This is a genomic window from Photobacterium sp. Hal280, from assembly GCF_037162255.1.
Lineage (GTDB): Bacteria > Pseudomonadota > Gammaproteobacteria > Enterobacterales > Vibrionaceae > Photobacterium.
The window spans coordinates 1,387,891-1,406,247 of the sequence record NZ_JARLUO010000005.1; the positions used below are offsets into that span (position 1 = coordinate 1,387,891).

The window sequence follows — 18,357 nt, forward strand, 5'->3', positions numbered from 1 at the left end:
TGATGCGTTCAGTAAAAGTGATGCAGCTGAATCCTGGTGAATACCGCTCACACCGCTTTCCGCCCATGGTGAAGCCTGTTGTACAGCACGAAGGTGGTGCACAGGATGCAGACAATTATGTCGCCCAGCCGGAGTTCAATACCAAGGAACACCAGGCCGCTTTGCAGAAACAGCTGGAAGAAGGGTTTCAGCAAGGCTTGCAGCGGGGCCATGAAGAGGGCCTGCGTCAGGGGGTTGAGCAGGGTCGTCAGCAAGGCTTTACTCTTGGTCAGCAAGACGGTTTTCAGCAGGGCTATACCAAGGGTGAAAGCCAGGGTCGCGAAAAATATGAATCAGCAATTGCGCCGGTTCAGGCACTGCAGGCGCAGATTCAGCAATGGCAAGATGAGCGGGAACATGCTCAGCGCGAGCAGATTTGCTCCCTGGTGCAGAAAGTTGCCCAGCAGGTGATTCGCGCGGAGCTGACACTGATGCCGCAGCAAATTCTGGCGCTGGTGGAAGAAACGTTAGACAGCATGCCGGGTAACAGCGACAAGGTGGTGATCAATCTTAATCCGCAGGATCTTGAGCGTATTACCAATCTCAGTCCGACCCTGCATCCGAGCTGGAAACTGGTCGCGAACAAAGAAATGCCGATCGGCGGTGTTCAGCTGGTCACGGACCATGCTGAAGCCGATGCCAGCAGTGATGCCCGACTGGAAGCCTGTATGGAAACGCTGCGCGAGCACTTGCTGGAGAATCCGGCTGCTGAAACCAGTCATTCCGCAACAGTAGAAACGGCGGAGAGTCTCAGTGAGTGATGGTGCATTTCATGATCGTTTGAATGATGCTATCGCCTCCATGTCATCCATTCCGATTGCCCGGGTCACCGGGCGGTTGGTCAAAGTCAACGGTCTGATGCTTCAGGCGGTTGGCTGTAAATTCAGACTGGAACAGCGTTGTCTGGTCGAAACGGATGATGGTGAAGCCATTGAAGCCCAGGTCGTGGGTTTTGACCGTGATGTCGCATATTTAATGCCCGTCCGGCAATTAGGCGGACTTTACGCCGGCGCAAAAGTGGTCCCGCTGGACGGCGACAGCACAGTTGCGCTCGGTGATCACTGGCTTGGCAGGGTCGTTAACGGTCTTGGCGAGCCATTTGACGATCTGGGCCCGCTCAAAGGCGGAGAGAAAGTGTCGCTCAACCCTTCACCAATCAATCCGTTAAAGCGTCGTCTGGTTGATACACCGCTGGATGTGGGCATACGTGCCATCAACGGGCTGCTGACGCTGGGTAAAGGCCAGCGTATCGGTTTGATGGCAGGCAGTGGTGTGGGTAAAAGTGTCCTCATGGGCATGATCACCAAAAACACCAAGGCCGATATTGTGGTGGTGGGCCTGATCGGCGAGCGAGGCCGGGAAGTCCGGGAATTCATACAGCGCAACCTCGGGGTTGAGGGGATGAAACGGGCTGTGGTGATAGCAGCGCCGGCCGATGAATCTCCTTTAATGCGTCTGCGTGCCACGAAACTGTGTCACCGCGTGGCGGAATATTATCGTGACAAAGGCAAAGATGTCCTGCTGCTGATGGATTCTTTAACTCGTTACGCTATGGCGCAGCGGGAAATTGCTTTGTCGCTGGGCGAGCCGCCAGCTTCTCGTGGCTATCCGCCGTCTGTGTTCAGCCAGTTACCTCAACTGCTTGAGCGCGCCGGTAACGGTGAGCACCCGGACGGCAGTCTGACGGCAATTTACACCGTACTGGCGGATGGCGACGATCAGCAGGATCCTGTGGTGGACTCTGCCCGTGCCATTCTCGATGGCCATGTGGTGTTATCCCGTACGCTGGCAGAGCAGGGGCATTACCCGGCAATCGATATCAATGCCTCGATCAGCCGTTGTATGAGCAGCTGTACCGAAAATTCTCATGTCACGGTGGCCAACCGTTTCAGGCAGCTCAATGCCAACTACCTGCAAGTCAAAGAGCTGTTGCCTTTAGGCGGGTATCAGCCCGGACAGGACGCCGAACTGGATCTGGCAGTGCAGGTGTTTCCCCAACTCAAAGATTTTCTGGTTCAGCAGGTTGATGAAGTGACTGACTACCAACAGTCGCTGGTTCGGCTCGCTGAGTTGTTTACGCAAACGCAGCAAGGTTAGGAGACGGTGCGATGAAAGGCAGACTGAAAGCCGTGAGTCAGCTTCAGCAGATCGCGGAGCAGCAGCGTGATCGTCACGGACAGCATTTTGCAAGGCAGCAAGATCAGGTCGGCTTTTTTGCCCAGCAACTGCAGGCGCTGGCCGGGCTGAAATCGGGCTGCCAGCAAGAAGGAAGCGTCGGGTTGAACGCACTGGCGCTGCAGAACACCACTCAGGTCAATACGATGCTCAGCCGCCTGATTTCCCATCAGCAGCATGAAATGGCCTTGATGCATGCAGAAAGCCAGCGCACTAAAAAAGCGCTGGAACAAAGTCAGGTCAAGGTGAAAGGCCTTGAAACCGTGATGGAGCGCTGGCAAGCCAGGCAGCGTTATGAACAGGCCAAGAAAGAGCAGAAGTTCATTGAAGATCTGATCAATGCCCGCAGCAAACGAAAAGCATTATAAGAAAAGCGCCCTCGGGCGCTTTTCTTTTTTGACGTGAAAAATTCTCAGGCCGCTTCTTTATAAAATGCTAACCCCGACGCCATCGCGGCCAACATGGCAGCACAGGTTTTGTTGAGCGATTTCAGGCGGCTGACCGATAAATACTTTGCTGCCTGAAACCCTGCAGTTGCGTAAAGTAGCATTACAGCGATATCAATCAAGATGGTAGCAATCGCGAAGAGCACGTATTGCATGAAAACCGGCGCTGTTAAATCCAGAAACTGAGGTAGAAAGGCGCCAAAGAACAGGAGCCCCTTCGGATTAGACAGGGCTGCGAACAGGCTGCGCCGGAACGCTGCTGCAGGGCTGTGCACTTGTGTGCTTTTGAGTTTGTCTGCTGTCAATGCGCTGGCTGAAGGTGTACTGCGCCACAACTGGTATGCCAGCCACAGCAGGTAAGCAACGCCACAATATTTGACGGTCAGAAAGAGGGCTTCAGAAGCTGCCATCAATGCCCCCAGCCCCAGCCCCGCAGCACTGATCAGAATCGCGTCAGAGAGAGCAGCCCCTAAAATGCCATAGAGTACAATTTTTTTGTTTTTACTCACACCGTTCGATAGAGATAACAGCATGGTCGGCCCCGGAATGACGGTTACGGTAAATGAAGCGATGCAATATAGAAGTAATGTACTGACCATGGTGGAAGAATACTCCAAGTGAATTTGAATCATTTGATGCATTGTCAGGCATCATACTGAGTCGAGATTTAATAAACTAAACGCATATATCATGGTTGCATAATGGTCTTGGCACGGCAACGATGATATCCCCGCTATGAATGCAAAACAAACTCGTGAACTAGTTTTCTGGTTTTTAATTCGATAAGTCTCACAACATTGGTACTGTTTTCACACCGGTTGGCAGGCGTCAGCGTATTCCGCGGAACGTGAAAAACCAATATTCTTATCACATAAAAACAGATTGAATTCAGAACAGAAAAGCGCCGAATTGACGATTCTGGAATCCAGCGATGGCGTATGCCAGCATGACAGCGATATCAATGAGGGCGGTACAGATTGTAAAGAGGAAATATTGCATAAAAACGGGGGTGGCGGCTCAAGAAGCGACAGTATAAACATGCTAAAGAGACGCGAGCTTTTGGGAATGACAACTGCGGTGTTGATAAATCTGTTATCGTTAGGTGCATTGTTGCATTTGAGTTTGGTTGTCTCAATCGATTCATCACTTAAATAAGCGACTTCAGTGATTTGATTGAAAAAATGCTTAATCAAACCAAAAATTGGACGCCTTAACTATTTGCTACCTGAGTACCCGTGAAGAATGTTGTTAAGCCAATCGCACAGTCTTCCAGAGCGGTACGCTAATAGCGCATATCCTGTTCCCATCAGGAACATTTTCACCACTATTTGTTTGCCCGGTCCCTTTGGAACCGGGTTTTTTTTGTCTGTCCCGTCTCTCACCCCGAAAAGGTGAAAATAAAAAAGCACAGCCGGCCGGCTGTGCTTTTCAACAAGAGTCAGGCGTACCGTTATGCGGCTGTCGCCAGCTTCTGATCAGCCACGGGTGTGGTGACAGGCTTGGTGATGAATGACAACAGTACAGCGACGGCCAGCATGCCAGAGCACACAGAATAGGCCAGCGTGTAGGTGCCGGTCATATCGACTGCCACAGCGGCGACTACAGGGCCAATGAAACCACTGACACCCCAGGCAGTGTAGAGCACACCATAGTTCGCACCGTAATTCTTCAGGCCGTAAAAATCGGCGGTGATCGATGGGAAAACGGCAAGCAGAGTACCATAGCCAACCCCGGCAACGGCAGCGCCGACCATCAGGCTGAACTCGTTGTCGAACGTGGCGAACATCACCATGTTGATGGCTTGCATGATAAAGGCAATCATCAGGGTTTTCACACCGCCGATTTTGTCTGACAGCATACCGGCAGCGATGCGGCCACCCGAGTTGAACACAGCCAGAATCACCACCAGAAACGCCGCATCAGACAGGTCAGCCTGAGCCGCGGCAATCGAGGTAATATTGCCGATAATCATCAAACCTGCTGCGGAGGCAAAAGCGTACATCACCCACAGGGAGTAAAACTGGGGGTTTTCACCATGCTTCGCCAGGTCATGTTCACAGCCGCTGCCGGATTGGCAGAGGCCGCGACGGCAGACGGCGCCTCAGGCTGGTAGCCTTCAGGCGGGTTGTTGATGGTGCATGCCAGAGGGACAGCGACCAGCAGCACAGCGATGCCGAGGATCAGGAAGCTCTGGTTAATACCGTAATCGGCAATCAGGGATGATGTCAGCGGCGCCAGATACACAGCAGCCAGGCCAAAACCGGCTGCAATCAGGCCGTTTACCATGCCTTTCTTTGACGGGTGGAACCATTTCATCGCGGAAGGGCTTAAACAGGCATAGCCAAAACCGATACCGCAACCTGTCAGTACCCCGAAAGTCAGTACCAGTAGCAGTGGCGTGGTGGCAAAGCTGGATACAATCATGCCCAGGCCAACCATGGTCGTGCCGAGCAGCAAGACCTTACGCGGACCGATTTTGTCCTGAAGAATACCGGCCAGTAACAATGAGAGAGAAAAAGTAATGATAGCAACAGTATAAGGCAGAGACGCATCGGCGTTAGACCAGCCAAGATCCACCACTAAGGCTTTTTTAAATACACTCCAGGCATACAGAATGCCCATACACAAGTTAATACAGAACCCTGCCAGCAGGATTTGCTTGGCGCGATCAAATGTTTTCATAGGTCTCTCTAAATGCCGGAACGGCAACTGCTTTACTAAACTTTTCTTGGTAGCAATCAAAAAAGATGTATTTGTTGTTGAGGGCGCGGATTCTATCAATAAATGTTATGAAAATACCGGGCAGCAATGTTTTGTTACAAATGGCTTGTTTGAGGCAGGGGATGATGGTGTTTGGCGGCGAAGGTTCTCCACCCTCCGGACTACAGAGGGTGGAGCCAGTGAAAAGCTGACAACATCAGTTCATGAGTATGTTGTAAATTTTGTCTTTCAGCTGCAAACGCTCCATTTTCAGTTGGGTGAAGTGGTGATCTTCGGTGGGAATGTTGCTGCATTCCAATCCCCGTATTCTATGGTCAAGCTGGTGATATCGGTCTGACATGGCCTTAAAGTTTTCGTCGCAGGTTTTCAACTCGGTGATTTTGTCCTGCATTTCGGGGAACTCAATGAAGAGTGCGTGATTTTCACCTAACATGTCTGTCACTCCATAAATCTTAGTGAATGAAAGCCCTGCTTTTTCGTCATTGTTCTTTTAAATGTGTAACTATTTGCTTATTGATCAGAGATTACTGCTGGTCAGCACATCCCTTGCAGTTAAAAATGTTTACTTGTTTAAGCATAGTCGAATGAGGTTATTTTCAACCCGACTGAGGCTGAAAATCAGATGAAAGGCACAAAATCTGCAGTGACGTTGTCACAAGTTGGCGAGGGGCAGGCGGGCAGTCAGGTGATTATTGATACTTTTTGGCACGTAAGGTTTTTTTGAGTGATTCAATATAGGCAATTCTGTCGGCATTAGCTGGCGCAGCCTGAGTTTGCAATTTTGCTTTCGCCTGTGCTTCTTCCTGTGACATGTAGCGGCCATTAATTCTGACATGAGGGGCTTTGGTTTCCTGTTCGGCACGAACCGAAGCATCTTCCTGGGCTTTGGCGATTGCATCACGCGCCGTACTCTGGCTGGTTTTGTCTTCCATACGCTGTTGCAGCCAGACAGGTTGCTGCTTATTTTGGACCGGTTTATTGGCCTGTTGCTGACGTTGCTTAAGCACCGTTTCCAGATAATCGCTAAAATCCATGTTTCTATCCTCGCCCATACTGAGCGTATTGTAATTGGCTCTTGGCAGAAGTGAAAGGTTACAATCCCTGGCAGTCTGGCTCAGTAGGTCGACTGTTCTTTCATATTCTGAATTGGCTGTAAAAATCTTGTTTCAAAGTCTGATAGCGGCAGTGGCTTACAGTACAGAAATCCCTGAAATTCTTCTACACCTATGCTTGCCAGAAAATCGGCTTGCCCTTTGTTTTCCACCCCTTCCGCCACCACGCTGATATTCAGATTATGGGCCAATTCAACAATCGCGTTAGTGATAGTGACAGATTCTTTATTGAGGGGTAAGTCACGGACAAATTCGCGATCGACTTTGAGTATCTGAATCGGAAACCGGCTGAGGTAGGCCAGGGAGGAATAGCCGGTCCCGAAATCATCAATGGCAATCCTGACTCCCAGTGCGTTGAGCTGGCGTAACTTATTGAGTGCCAGCTTCACGTCTGACATGACGACACTCTCTGTGATTTCCAGTTCTAAAAAACTGGGGTCACACTGGCTGCTCTGTATTGCTTTGCTGACGGTACCGACAATATCGGAATTGAGCAACTGGCGGGCTGAAATGTTCAGGGCAAAATGCAGCCAGTGGCCTTGTAATTGCCATTGACGTAATTGTTTGCAAGCCTGTTGAATCAAATGCTCGCCCACTTCAATAATCAGTCCTGTGGTTTCCAGAATCGGGATGAACTCAGTCGGCGACTGGATGTGATTGTCATCATCGATCCAGCGCATCAGGACTTCCACGCCGCACAGTTCACGGGTTCGTGAGTCAAAGCGGCCCTGATAGTAATACTGATAGCGGTCAGTGCCGCAGCTTTGCCGGAGCTGTGCTTCCATTTCCAGGCGTTTGACACTGTTGGCCCCCATCTGCCGGTTATAAACCCGGTACTGTTGCTGCTGTTTGTCATCTTTGGCTTTATACAGCGCAATGTCTGCTTGTCTGAGCAGGGTTTCGCTGGTCGAATGGCTGCTGTCACTGTAGGTGATGCCAATGCTTGCACCGACCACCACTTCTTTACTGCCCAGAGTCATCGGCTCGCTGAGATGGCGAAGGATACGCTCGGCTAACTGCTCCAAAGCCGGCAGCCGGTTATCAGAGAACACCAGAATGGCAAATTCATCACTGCCTAATCTCGCCAGCATGTCATTTTCACGCAGAATAGCCTGCAGTCGTTCACTGACTCCTAACAGCACCTGATCACCGGTGTCGTGACCCAGAGAATCGTTGATTTGTTTGAAGCGATCCAGATTAAGGGTCAGCAGGCCTATGACCGGACAGGGCGACTGCTGGAGCAGGTGATCGATCTGCTGCTGCAGCATCAGGCGGTTTGGTAGCTGAGTGAGTATGTCAAAATGCGCTAACTGTTTGAGTTTGCTTTCAAACAGCACTCTGTCGGTAATATCTTTGCCTGTTGTAATGTAATGGCTGATTTTTCCCAGGTTATTGCGGATAGGGGAAATGCGTTTTTCCATATACACCAGGCTGTTATCTTTCTTACGGTGCGAGATAATGCGGTTGACTGTCTGGCCTTTGACCAGCTGTTGTTGCAATTTTGCCAGCTCTGCCGGATTTTGCAGGGCAGTCAAAATCAGATGCGCGGCATCACTGCCGATCAGTTCGTTGGCATCGAGCTCGTTATACTTTTCAAAGCTGTGGTTGACGTACTCGATGATCCCTTTTTCGTTGGTGATGATGATAGAGTCGTCACTTTGTTCCAGGGCGCGGGACAGGCTTTTCAGTTTTTCTTCACGATCAACCCAAACAGTGACATCCCTGATATTCAATAAAATCTCATTACCGTCATTGTATGCTGTTTCGCTCGCGATGATTTCAAGGTGCTGTACAGATGTGGTGTTAATGGTGATCTGTTGACTGACGGGCCGGCTATCGCCCTGATTCATCCTGCCGTGTACCTGACTGAGTAATGCTGTCAGTTTATTGCTGGCCACGGGGTCGCTAACCAGTGCGGTAATGTTGCGCTGTGAAGCCTGTTGCTCCGAGGTATTCAAAATCTGGCAAGCGGACTGATTGATATTGAGTACAGTGTTGTCCTGTTTCAGCAAAATCATGCCATCCGGTGCATGTTTCAGTACATGGCTGAACTTTTTCACCATGTCATGTAATTCAGCTTTCAGACGTTTTTCATGGCGAAGCATTTTATGCAGGTGCCAGGCCAGTACCAGGCAACCGAGCAGAAAGCCGAAAGAGATCAGGGAAAATAACGTGAACTTTTCAAGTTTCTCGCGTGAATACAAGTTGTTAAAGATGAATTGATTGACGCTGAAGAGGTTCAGTGCCGAGTGTAAAATCTCAGATTTTTCCCATTCTTCTGCCAGGGTTTGATACCCGTCAGAAAGAAAAGTGTGTTGATCAAACAGTGATGAGGCCTGATGAGTCACAGGGTGATCTCGTTTTTCCTGGCTGTGTCGCATGCTCGCGTTGAGAAAAAACACACACAGCAAAAATACAAAAAGCAGCGAAATCAACAGCAACACTTTTGAACGAATCACATTTCTCTTCATATATCATCCATGATAAAGCAGAGCCCCTAAAAGAACAGTATAGTGACGGTTTTCTGGGCATGCATAACATGCAATCCATACGTATCAGGAATTTTTTGGGCTTATCGCTGAACAATAGACAATATTTTTCAATATGAAAAATACAGGCAGCGATAGGGCTGCCTGTCATAGCGGGGGCTGAATCGGAATGGAATCGATCAGTTTGGCGTGGATTGTGCTTCAACCAGTTGCTGGCGCTGACTGCTGACAACAAAAGAGAAGCCGATCAGAACAAAGACACAGGTTCCGGCAATGCTGAAGGCAACAATGCTGAGGCCTTTATCGGCAAAAGCCGCAACCACTGAACTGGCAGCAAAGCACCCTAAGGTTTGCAGGAAATTCATCAGCCCGGCTGCGGTTGCGCTGCAGTGCTTGAAATCTTCCAGGGCTTTACTGATCACAATGGGGTAAATCGCACCGTTAGCCACGGCAATAAAACAGAAAGGCACCAAGATAGGCCAGATGTTGTCTGGCGTATGCTGAACAGTGATCAACAGTATGACCAGCGCACTGCCGATGAACAGTTTCAGCAGCCAGGGCAACAGCTTTTTACCTTCCATGCGGTTTAATAATGCCCGGCAACCGTAGCCACCAATCAAAAAGGCAATCGTCTGCGGTACATAACTCAGGCCGATATCTTCGCTTGAGTAGCCCATCGCGGACATGATGAAGGGCGAACCGGTCAGGTAGGCGAAAAAAGCAGCAGAGCAGGCCGCGAAAATGAGCATGTTACCGATGAATTTTTTTGACTTGAGCAGGCTTGTATAGTTCATTGCCAGTTCTGACAGGACTTTACCTTGCTTTTTCCCCCTTTGACACTTTCAGGCTGCATGGTCGTCATCAGGGCTAAAATCGCGCCTAAGGCAATCAGACTCAGGAAAATGGCACGCCAGCCAAAATGCGACTGAATTGCTGCGCCCACTAAAGGTGCAAGGGCCGGTGAAAGGGCCACCAAAGGCATGATCGTTGCGAACACTTTCTCGGCAAGCTTACCTTCATATCGGTCAACGACGATGGCCTGCCATAGCACGGTGGCACTGCAAGCGCCCAGCGCCTGAAGAAAACGGAATGCCAGCAGCGTTTCCACATTCGGCGCCATTGCGCAGCCCAGAGTGGCGAGACTGAACAACAACATGGCGCCCAGCAATACTTTTTTCTGCCTAAGCGGTCAGAGAGAGGGCCATAGATCAACTGGCCAATGGCCATGCCTAACAGGAAAATGCCGAGTGTCATACCAATCAGGCTGGATGAGGTATTCAGGTCGGCCTGCATGGCGGTAAAAGCAGGCAGATACATGTCGGTGGCCAGAAAGCCAAGCATGCTCAGTAATGCAAACCAGGCAAGTGTAACGGTAGTCGGTTTTGTCGTCATTTTAATGTAACCAGAAGTTTTTTCAGTGATCAGATTGTAAGCGTGGTGATTTGTGCTGTGAAACGCTAAAATTTCAACATTGCTTTCAAAAAATTTGATTCAACATAACGCGTAATTAAATAGTGGGATATATGTTTTCTTTCAATGACTTGCAGGTAATTGATGTGGTTGCGAGGCGGGGCAGCTTTTCGTCTGCCGCAGAAGAGTTGCACAAAGTGCCCAGCGCAATCAGCTACACGGTCAGGATAATCGAAGAGAAATTATCTGTGACCTTGTTCGAGCGGCATCACCGGCAGGTCAGCCTGACACCGGCGGGCCAGTACTTTGTGGAAGAAGCCAGACAACTGCTCAAGCAAATGGAGCACATTCAGTTGCAGACGCAACGTGTCGCCAACGGATGGGCTGAAAATGTCTCGGTGGCACTGGACACAGTGGTCAGACAAAGCCGTGTCAGTACCATGGTGCGGGATTTTTATCAGGCGTTCCCGGATGTCGAGTTGCATCTGACGATGGAAGTCTATAACGGGGTGTGGGACGCACTGGCAGACGGTCGGGCCGATTTGGTGATTGGAGCAACGGCCGCCATTCCGGTCAGCGGGGATTTCGATTACACCGATATGGGCAACCTGCACTGGGTGTTTGTGATGGCGCCGGATCACCCGCTGACGGAAAGGCCGCTGCCTTTGCTGGATTCAGAACTGGCAAAATACCCGGCGATTTGCCTGGAAGATACTTCACGGACACTGCCCAAGCGCACAACCTGGTTAATGAACAATCAGCGTCGCATCATGGTGCCGGACTGGTCCAGCGCGTTTCAGTGCCTTGAAGCCGGGCTGGGCATAGGGGTTGTACCTGAACATATGGCTGCACCCAGGCTGAAACGAGGCAAACTGGTGACCCGCACACTCCCGCATGCGCCACCGGTCAGTCCCTGCTGCCTGGCATGGAACAAAGCCAGCCTGAATCCCGCCCTGAGCTGGCTGCTCGAGTATCTGGGCGACAGCGAACAACTGCACCGCGAGTGGATGCGTTAGCAAATCAAGAGCAAGTCTCGCGCGGTGATATATCGGAGCGAGCACCACCGCGAGCTGAATAAAAAACAGCAAGAGGATAAAAATCTCCTTAAAAACTGCGCTGAGTCATAATTCTTTCATTCAGACCGCTTAGGATGCCCTTCGTCAAATCCATTACTTCATAGAAATATGAATAAAAACACTGTGTTGATGATGAAAAGAATGACTGAAAAGAATGAAGGGACGCTGGCCATTGCGATCGATTACATCTATCAGGCCTTTCCGAACCTGAGTTATCGTCCCAGACCGGATGACGTGAAGCTGCTGGCTGCTTTTCTGCAAAGTCAGAACCCTGATTCTCCGGCCTGTTTGGGTGAGCTGATGAACAGCAGCTATAACGCCATTGATATTGAGATCAATAAATTTCACAGCCGGCAGGAAAAGCACAATCAGAGAATTCCGAATTTCAGCTAATTCCGAGCTTCAGCTCGCGGGCTGGTGAATAAAACGGCGGTAGTCCTGGTTAGGGCTGCCGTTTTTTGTTGCTGAGATTCTCTCTGCTGGCGCTATTGAGCCGGTGTTTTCAGGGTTTGATAACCAGCCCAGACCCGGGTTGCAGTGGTCACCCAGCACAATGCACCGAAAGTCCATGCGATGAGCGCAAAGTGTGCCGGCAACAGGCAGAAGAGCACAAAACATGCGATCGTTTCTGTTCCCTCCGTCAGCCCTCCCAGATAAAACAGAGATTTATGCGGATAAACCGGGTTATCAATATCGCGTTTACCCGCCATGATGGCAAAAGCCAGAAAACTGGAACCTGTGCCGACAAAGGCGAAGATCAAAAACGCACCGGCAACAGCATTTTGCGTCGGATCCGCCAGAATGAAACCAAAGGGCACCAGGGAATAAAACAAAAAATCCAGTGTGATATCCAGAAAACCACCACAGTCGGTGATGCCTCTTCGTCGGGCCAGTGCGCCATCCAAACCGTCAAAAATGCGGTTGATGATGATCAAACACAGTGCCAGCCAATATTGGTGGAAGATGAGCGCAGGCAATGTCAGCAAGCCAATACCAAACCCGGCCACCGTAATTTGATTGGCGGTGAGAGGCGTTTTATCCAGCAGTAAGCCGAGACCGTTCACCGGCGCTTTGATGAGTTTGATGGCGTAGCGATCAAGCATAGGACTGTTCCTCCTCCGGCAAAGCGGGCCAGTGCAGTACCTGACCATCGGGCGGCACATCATCCTGATCGTGGGTGACCATTAACGCTGGGATATTCAGTTGCCGGATTTCCTGAAACACCAGGTCGCGGAACTGGATGCGCAAATCTTTATCCAGCTTGCTGAAAGGCTCGTCCAGCAGTATGGCGTCCGGCTCTGCCAGCAGGCAACGCATCAGACTGATCCTGGCGCGTTGTCCGCCGGAAATCTGGCTCGGACAATGAGAGGCCAGTGCTGTCAGGCCTAACGCCGATAAAGTGTCATAAGCTCGGGTTTTCCGTTCTGGCTTTTTCACACTGGACGGTAAACCAAAGGCCAGGTTCTGCCACACGTTCAGGTGCGGGAATAGCAGATCATCCTGAAACAGCAGGCCAATGCGCCGCTTATCCGGCGTCAGATCATTGAGCAATCTGTTGTTGAGCTTGATCTCGCCCCGATAGGAGCAGTCGGGCGGAATATGACCGGCAATCACACCCAACAGGGTCGACTTCCCGCAGCCGCTGGGGCCCATAACCGTCAGTACCTTTCCCTGCTCAACCGACAGCGTCAGCGAACTGAGTAACCGCTGATGCCCATTATTTATAGTGAGGTTTTTGACTGACAAGCACATTGGCTTTTGCATTCCTTGTGTATTTTCCGGATGTCATTCTTGATTGATAGTAACGGCTTGCTAAGGTGGCAAACGCGAAGAGCATGAAGGGCACCAGTCCCTGCAGGAGTCCGTAAATCGCGCTGACTCTTCTGTCCTGCCCGCTGGCAAGTGCAACGGCTTCTGTGGTCAGGGTACTGACCCGGCCGGCACCAAGACTGAGTGTTGGCAGGTACTGAGCCAGACTGACACTGCAGCCCACGGCCAGTGCCAGACAAATGGCCGGCATCAGCATAGGGCGTTTGACCCGCCACCAGGCCTGGAATCCCGATAAGCCAAGGCTGTTGGCTGTTTGTGTATACCGGCGGTCAAAGCTGCGCCACGGGCCATCCAACGCAAGGTAGAGATAGGGAAACACAAACAGCACATGGCTCCATATCACCCACAGCAGGTGGTGCTGGCCGGGGATCAGATAAGTGGTGACCTGAATACCGAACAGCAGAGAAACCTGCGGCAGCACCATGGGCATGGCGATCAGCCAGCCCGGAATGCCGGTTCCGGTTTTGTCCCTGTATTCCAGACAGCCAATGGTCAGACAAAGAGCAATCGCTGTACTGATACCGGCCAGCATCAGGCTGGTGGAAGCCAGATCGGTAAACACGGCGGTTTCCTGTTGCCAGAATTGCAGACTGAACCGGCTCGGTAACAGATCGGGAAAGCGCCAGCGCAGCGCCACTGACCAGAGCATGAGGACAGGAATGACCAGCAGTGGCACCGCAATTAAGGGGAAGTGAAAAAATCGTCCGGGCAATCGCTGTTTGCGATGTCCGGCATATTGCCAGCCCTGAAAACCACGCAGAATCAGCCACTCCAGCGCGCGAAACACAGCAAGCAGGCAAAGGCCCAGCATGAGCAGCATGAGTGCGCCGACGGCAGCTCTGGGCAGCAAAGCGACATCCGGTTCATTGAACCATTGCCAGACCAGTACAGCGAAAGTCGGCGGGCGGGTCGGGCCCAGAATCATGGCCATGTCGACCACGGAAATGCCATAAGCCAGCACGGCGTAGATCGGTAGTCGCATCCTGGGCAGCCATTGCGGCAGTATGACAGTGAGCCATGTTGATGCCCGGTTGTAGCCCAGCCCATTGCTGGCAGCCAGCAAGCGGCCGATATTCAGTTGCTGCAGCACAGAGATACTCATTAATAACAGAAACGGAGTTTCTTTGATCGCCAACGCCAGAGTGAGCCCGATGCCATAAGCGTCCTGCAGCAGTGAAAACTGACCGGGGTCGCCGCCGAATGCGGCGATGAGGCGGGTAATGAGCCCCGTGGATGAAAAGGTGAAAGCAAAGCCAATGGCAAAGGCCACATGCGGAATCGCCAGCATCGGAGAGAGCCAGGATTCTATCTGCTGCCAGCGGCGGGATCCCCAATACTTCTGCAGGATCAAGAAAGTAAAACCTAATGCCAGTAAAGTACTGACGACGCCAGTGGAAAGCGTCAGCAGGACAGAAGAAGACAAACCGGGCCAGGTCAATGCCTGATAGAAAGCCTGCGGCCCGGGATGCGTCAGGCCGGCAAAGGGCAACCAGGACAGGGCCGGCAACAAAATGCCCAGCAGCCCTGGTAACAACGGCAAACAGCAGATCAACAGCGTGGCAATAAACATCAGATACAACATATTGCAACGTTCGCCTAGCAGATGTCTGGAATCAGTTTACAGGGAGTCAGGAAATGCTCAGTGTCCATATTTTTGCTGCCAGGCGGCCTCCAGTGCCGTTTGCCAACTGGGATGCGGCTCAGGGATAGCGCGATACAGCTCAAAACCTTGTGCCTGGTCTTCACCCATCGCCTCTGGTGTCAGCACCGCAGGATCACCCCAGATCTGAATATTCGCTTTCCGCTTTTGTGCTTCAGGGCTCATCAGAAAGTTAATCACAACCCGTGCGCCTGCTTTCGCGCTGGCATTCCAGGGGATGGCCAGAAAATGAATGTTGGAGAGGGCGCCTTGCTCAAAGGCAAATGCCTTGGCTGATTCAGGTAGATCGCCACGTTCAATCGCCGCTTTGGCTTCATTCGGATTAAAGGTGATGGCGACCAGAAGCTGCCTGTCGTCCAGAAGTTGCATCATTTCCGTCGAGCTGGCCGGAAAGCGCTTTCCCTGTTGCCAGGCAACGGCATGGAGCTGATCGAGGTATTTCCAGAGTGGTGCTGTGATGCGGGCGAATTTCTTTTCATCCGTTGTCGGATCAATGGGCTCATAGAGTGCCGGTGCTGCATTGGTCAGTTCAATCAGTGCTGCTTTTAAAAAACTGGTGCCATGAAAGGCAGGCGGCTGCGGGTAGGTTACTTTGCCCGGAAAAGCGACGGCCAGACTTAACAGTTCAGCAAAACTATTGGGTGGGTTATTTAAGGTCTGGCTGTCATGAATGAAGACCAGTTGACCGACTCCCCAGGGGGCTTCGAGACCTTCTGTGCTTTCAGTAAAATCCTCATACACAGGCAGCTGTTTATCGACCAGTTCCCAGTTGGGTAACTGGGCGACAAACGGGCCATCCAACAAGTGATTGGCTTTCATGGTGCGGAAGTTTTCGCCATTGATCCAAACCATATCGACACTGCCGCCGGTTTGCTTGCCGGCCGCTTTCTCCGCTAACAGTCGTTGCGAGGTTTCAGCGATGTCGGCCACCTTGACATGATTGAGCGTAATGTCATAACGGCTCTTCACCTCGCGGGCCACCCATCGTAAATAGCTGTTGATGGGCTGGCTGCCTCCCCAGGCATTAAAGAAAACCGTCTGTCCGCGGGCTTGCTGTTCAATCGCTTGCCAGCTCATCTCTGCGATGGGCGGGGTTTCCGGCTGTGCTTCATTTGCCAGAGCAGGCATAGTCGCTGCGATTGCCAACCCAAGTGCTATCCATGTCATTTTCATTGCTGATCCTTACTTTCCTGCAGATGAGCCTTCAGATGCTCGCTCTGTGATTTCTGTTGCTGGCCGTTGTCTCCACCCCGGCGCCAGCGATGAAATTTCTCCAGCCATGCCAGAACCCGTTCTGGTTTATGGGTATTTTTCCATATGCCCGCCGTGTATTTATTGGCTTCGCTCATGGTGGGATAGGGGTGAACCGTCCCCAGAATTTTATTTAAGCCAAGCCCGTATTTCATCGCCAGGGTAAATTCTGCGAGCAGCTCACCAGCCTGATGCCCCACAATGGTGGCACCGAGGATGGTATCTTTCCCTTTTGGCGTCAACACCTTAATAAAACCATAGTCTTCACCGTCGGCAATTGCGCGATCTAAATCATTCAATTGATACAAAGTGACTTCTGCATCTATGCCCTGAGCTCGTGCTTCTTTCTCATTAATGCCCACACGAGCGACTTCGGGGGCGGTGTAAGTGACCGCGGGCAGGACACGGTAATCTGCTTTGAATCTCTTCAATTGCCCGAAAAGACTGTTTACAGCCGCATACCAAGCCTGATGCGCGGCGGCATGTGTTAACTGGAACGGCCCGGCAACATCGCCGACGGCGAAAATATTGGGATAGCGGGTTTGCAGGTAATCGTTCACGTCCAGGGTTTTGCGTTCGTTCAGTGTGATGCCGAGTTCTTCCAGGCCAAACCCTTCGACATTGGCTGCACGGCCCAGCGCCAGGATAACCGCATCAAATTCAACCTGGTGCTGTTGTCCGTGATGATCTTCAAGAATGACATACTGAAGAGGTTCGCCGGAATCTGACGTCGAAGCGCCAAACTTTACGGCTTTGTGTTGCAGTTTAATGTCTACGCCGTCTTTCATTAGGCTATCCTGAACCTGTTTTGCCACATCGCTATCTTCCCGGACCAAGAGCTGATCGGTCATTTCCACCTGAGTGACCTGGCTGCCCAGGCGCTGAAAACTCTGTGCCAGCTCACAGCCGATCGGGCCGCCACCCAGCACCAGCAACTTTTTGGGCTGCTCTGTGATCGACCACAAGGTGTCTGAGGTCAGGTAGTGCACTTTTTCAATGCCATCAATAGACGGCACAACAGGACGGGCACCGGTCGCTATAACGATGTTGCGGGTCGTGATGCGTGTGCCGTTCACTTCCACTTCCCAGGGAGAAAGGATCCGCGCTTCACCCTGAATGCAGTTCACCCCAAGCTCAGTGTAGCGTTCGACGGAATCGTGCGGTTCAATTCCTTTGATCACACGGTGAATACGTTGCATGACAGCGGGGAAATCAACCTGTGCTGGCTGGCTGCGAATGCCGAACTCCGGTGCACGGGTTATCGTATGCAGCGTATGGGCGGCCCGGATCAGTGCCTTCGACGGCACGCAGCCGGTATTCAGGCAGTCACCGCCCATCCTGTGTTTTTCAATCAGCGTGACTTTGGCTTTGACGGCTGCGGCAATATAGGCGCTGACCAGCCCGCCGGCACCGGCACCGATCACCACCATGTTCTGATCAAAACGCTCTGGTTTCTGCCAGCCTTGATAGACTCGCCGTTGCTGGACGAAAGCCATGACTGCTTTGGCGATAAAGGGAAAAAGTCCCAGCAGAACCAAGGACACCAGTACAGGAAAAGCAATCAGTCCGGACAGCGACTGAATCTCCCCAAGTTGTGTCCCTGCATTCAGGTAGACAGCGGTACCCGGCAGCATACCTAACTGGCTGACCCAATAAAACTGACGCGGGCGCATCGGTGTCAGGCCCATCAGCAGGTTGACCAGAAAAAAGGAACGACCGGAATTAAACGCAGCGAGAAGAGGTAAAAAGCGCCGTCTTTTTCGATACCACGATTAATTGCGGCCAGTCGCAGGCCAAATTTGCGCTGCACCCAGTCCCGCAATAAAAACCGACTGGCCAGAAAGGCCAGTGTCGCCCCGATGGAACTGGCAAAGGAGACGATCAACAGACTCCACCAGAAACCAAACAGTGCAGCACCAAGCAGCGTCATGATGGCAGCCCCCGGGAAGGACAAAGCCGTCATGACAACATAAATGAGGAAAAAGAGTCCGCTGGAAAGCAGGGGATTTTCGGTAATGCTTGCCTGTAATGAGTACTGGTAAGCCTTCGCCTGCTCCAGGGTGAAATAATCACCGAGATCGAAAGCAAACCAGGCAAGGATGGCGCTGAAGATGAATGCCAGCAATAAGGTTTTTTTCATATGATTCA

General features: G+C 51.6%; 13 protein-coding genes and 3 pseudogenes. 5 read left to right on the forward strand and 11 right to left on the reverse strand.

What is annotated here, in order from left to right:
• Positions 1-2: 2 nt before the first annotated feature.
• Genes fliH through fliJ form a run of 3 tightly spaced genes read left to right on the forward strand, consistent with a single transcriptional unit; the run spans position 3 to position 2,582 of the window.
• Positions 3-800: a flagellar assembly protein FliH gene (fliH, locus tag P4S53_RS15880; RefSeq protein ID WP_337113423.1), complete on the forward strand. Its 798-nt coding sequence runs from the start codon at positions 3-5 to the stop codon at positions 798-800.
• Positions 793-2,136: a flagellar protein export ATPase FliI gene (gene fliI, locus P4S53_RS15885; protein WP_337113424.1), complete on the forward strand. Its 1,344-nt coding sequence runs from the start codon at positions 793-795 to the stop codon at positions 2,134-2,136. The genes fliH and fliI overlap by 8 nt, the downstream gene beginning before the upstream one ends.
• An 11-nt stretch (positions 2,137-2,147) precedes the next feature.
• On the forward strand, positions 2,148-2,582 hold the full coding sequence (gene fliJ / locus P4S53_RS15890; protein WP_337113425.1) for a flagellar export protein FliJ: 435 nt from the start codon (positions 2,148-2,150) through the stop codon (positions 2,580-2,582).
• Positions 2,583-2,626: 44 nt separating this feature from the next.
• Here the strand turns inward: fliJ and P4S53_RS15895 are convergent, their stop codons facing one another.
• The 6 genes and pseudogenes from P4S53_RS15895 to punC form a co-directional block, all read right to left on the reverse strand.
• Positions 2,627-3,301 (reverse strand): LysE family translocator, encoded by a 675-nt coding sequence (locus P4S53_RS15895; protein WP_337113426.1) that lies wholly within the window; start codon positions 3,299-3,301, stop codon positions 2,627-2,629.
• Positions 3,302-4,110: 809 nt separating this feature from the next.
• A pseudogene (locus P4S53_RS15900) lies at positions 4,111-5,342 on the reverse strand (L-lactate MFS transporter).
• A 235-nt stretch (positions 5,343-5,577) separates the two neighbouring features.
• Complete coding sequence (locus tag P4S53_RS15905) at positions 5,578-5,814, reverse strand: YdcH family protein (protein WP_120511864.1); 237 nt, start codon at positions 5,812-5,814, stop codon at positions 5,578-5,580.
• Positions 5,815-6,070: 256 nt separating this feature from the next.
• Complete coding sequence (locus P4S53_RS15910; RefSeq protein ID WP_027252341.1) at positions 6,071-6,415, reverse strand: hypothetical protein; 345 nt, start codon at positions 6,413-6,415, stop codon at positions 6,071-6,073.
• Positions 6,416-6,495: 80 nt separating this feature from the next.
• Positions 6,496-8,964: an EAL domain-containing protein gene (locus tag P4S53_RS15915; RefSeq protein ID WP_337113427.1), complete on the reverse strand. Its 2,469-nt coding sequence runs from the start codon at positions 8,962-8,964 to the stop codon at positions 6,496-6,498.
• Between the two features lie 197 nt (positions 8,965-9,161).
• Positions 9,162-10,374, reverse strand: a pseudogene (gene punC, locus P4S53_RS15920) (purine nucleoside transporter PunC).
• 131 nt (positions 10,375-10,505) lie between these two features.
• Between punC and punR the strand changes: the two are divergent.
• Positions 10,506-11,408: a DNA-binding transcriptional activator PunR gene (punR, locus tag P4S53_RS15925; protein WP_337113428.1), complete on the forward strand. Its 903-nt coding sequence runs from the start codon at positions 10,506-10,508 to the stop codon at positions 11,406-11,408.
• 201 nt (positions 11,409-11,609) lie between these two features.
• Positions 11,610-11,861, forward strand: coding sequence for a hypothetical protein (locus tag P4S53_RS15930; RefSeq protein WP_337113429.1), 252 nt, complete (start codon positions 11,610-11,612; stop codon positions 11,859-11,861).
• A gap of 92 nt (positions 11,862-11,953) precedes the next feature.
• Here P4S53_RS15930 and P4S53_RS15935 read toward each other — a convergent pair whose 3' ends face one another.
• From P4S53_RS15935 to P4S53_RS15955, 5 genes and pseudogenes are all read right to left on the reverse strand, one after another.
• The gene (locus tag P4S53_RS15935) at positions 11,954-12,571 is read right to left on the reverse strand and encodes a CDP-alcohol phosphatidyltransferase family protein (RefSeq protein ID WP_337113430.1); all 618 of its coding nucleotides are present in this window, start codon (positions 12,569-12,571) and stop codon (positions 11,954-11,956) included.
• Positions 12,564-13,220: an ATP-binding cassette domain-containing protein gene (locus P4S53_RS15940; RefSeq protein WP_337113431.1), complete on the reverse strand. Its 657-nt coding sequence runs from the start codon at positions 13,218-13,220 to the stop codon at positions 12,564-12,566. Before P4S53_RS15940 ends, P4S53_RS15935 begins: the two co-directional genes overlap by 8 nt.
• A complete protein-coding gene (locus P4S53_RS15945; protein WP_337113432.1) occupies positions 13,186-14,880 on the reverse strand; it encodes an ABC transporter permease in 1,695 nt (564 codons plus the stop codon). The genes P4S53_RS15940 and P4S53_RS15945 overlap by 35 nt, the downstream gene beginning before the upstream one ends.
• A gap of 57 nt (positions 14,881-14,937) precedes the next feature.
• The gene (locus tag P4S53_RS15950) at positions 14,938-16,086 is read right to left on the reverse strand and encodes an ABC transporter substrate-binding protein (RefSeq protein WP_337114505.1); all 1,149 of its coding nucleotides are present in this window, start codon (positions 16,084-16,086) and stop codon (positions 14,938-14,940) included.
• Between the two features lie 41 nt (positions 16,087-16,127).
• Positions 16,128-18,349: pseudogene (locus tag P4S53_RS15955) on the reverse strand (FAD-dependent oxidoreductase).
• Positions 18,350-18,357: the final 8 nt, after the last annotated feature.